We start from the raw sequence: 1,576 nt of genomic DNA, 5'->3' as shown, positions 1-1,576 counted from the left end.
CGACCACCGCCGCGCCGGAGCCGACCGGCCCGCCACCGCAGACCACCGCGCCCGCGCCGACGGCCACCACCACCACGCCGACCGCCCGGCCGCCGCTGCCCGGCCGGCCCACGCGCCCCGGCCAGGCGGGCGGCGGCCGGACCGGGGTCCGGGTGGGCACCGGGGACGTGACCCTCGACGACGACTACTGGGCAGCCGGCAGCACGGTCACCGACCTGCGGGTCACCGTCACCAACACCGGGTCCGTGCCGGCGCGGCTCCGGCTGGCCTACACGCTGCCGGCCGGGCTCACCGACGCCGGGACGCCGGGCTGCGGGGCGAGCGGCGACGGCGGATGGCACTGCGGCGAGTGGGCCACCGCGCCGGGCGACCAGTTCAGCAGCATGATCCGGGTACGGGTCAGCGGCACCGCCTGGCGGCGGATGCCCCTCAGCGGCACGGTCCGGGTCACCGCGACCGGCCCGGACGGCGGCACCGCGCAGGACGACGAGGGGTTCGCGGTGCTCTTCCCGGCCGGCCCGCCGGTGCCCGGGATACTGCTCGACGCCGACGAGGTGGCCTTCGACATCAGCGGCGGGCCCACCGTGCTGACGGCCCACCTGGGCAACACCGGCAGGGTGCCGGCCGCCGGGCGGGTCGAGGTGACGCTGCCGGAGGGGGTCAGCGTGCTGGACCCGCCGGCCGGCTGTGCGCCACTGGCCCCGACGCGTACCCGTTGCGACCTCGGGGTGGTGCCGGCGGGGCGGACGCAGACGCTCCGGTTCACCGTCGCCGCCACCCCGGACGCCCAGCGCGAGGCCCCGCTGGCCGGGGCGCTGACCGGCCGGTTGGACCCGGAGAGCGGGGCGGCCCGGCAGGTCCAGATGAGTTTCCGGATCACCGCCGCCGCCGCGCTGTCCACCCCGCCGGTGGGCACCCCCGCGCCGACCGGTTCGCAGGGGTTGATCGCGGCGCAGGGCGGGACGGTCGCGTTGAGCGGGATGTCCTCCGCCCAGCGGACCGCGCTCGCGTTGATCACGCTCTCCGTCCTGCTGGTGGTGCTGGCCCTCGTGCTGGCGACCGGTGCGCTGCGTCGGCGCTCGGCCGAGGTGGCGGAGGACCGGCCGCCGACGGGACGGCCGGACTGACCGTCCGGCGGTCGGGGCGGGTCGCGGTGCCGCCCGGACGGTCGCGGTGATATCGATTACGGCGGGCACCACAAATCGCCGCATAGCAGTACAGATTTTACCGATCCGGTTCCCAGGTGTCGGACCTCCACCAAGGATGCCCTAAGCCCGGGACGTAGGCTCGGAGGCGAGAGATGACAGCGGTCCGGCCCGCCACGGGCGGACCGGGCGCAGCGGCGCATCAGGGAGGTCGCGTGGCCGGGCAAGGCGGGGTCACCATCATGTGCAGCCGCACGCGCGGCGGGGCCGAGCGAAGCGAGGTGCAGGCGTGACCAAGCAGATCCGTCAGTTGGACCGGGTGGTGATCCGGTTTGCGGGTGACTCGGGTGATGGGATGCAGTTGACGGGGGACAGGTTCACCTCGGAGACGGCGCAGTTGGGTAATGATATTTCGACGTTGCCGAATTTCC

General features: G+C 75.1%; 1 protein-coding gene. It reads left to right on the top strand.

Going from position 1 to position 1,576, the window contains the following annotated elements; all coding sequences use genetic code 11:
* Positions 1-1,127: hypothetical protein (locus tag H1A17_RS34025; protein ID WP_194823809.1), on the top strand; the 1,127-nt coding region annotated here is incomplete at its 5' end.
* Between the last annotated feature and the right edge of the window lie 449 nt (positions 1,128-1,576).

Source organism: Micromonospora sp. S-DT3-3-22 (assembly GCF_015354745.1).
Lineage (GTDB): Bacteria > Actinomycetota > Actinomycetes > Mycobacteriales > Micromonosporaceae > Micromonospora > Micromonospora wenchangensis.
This window is presented reverse-complemented; position numbering and strand designations above follow the sequence as displayed.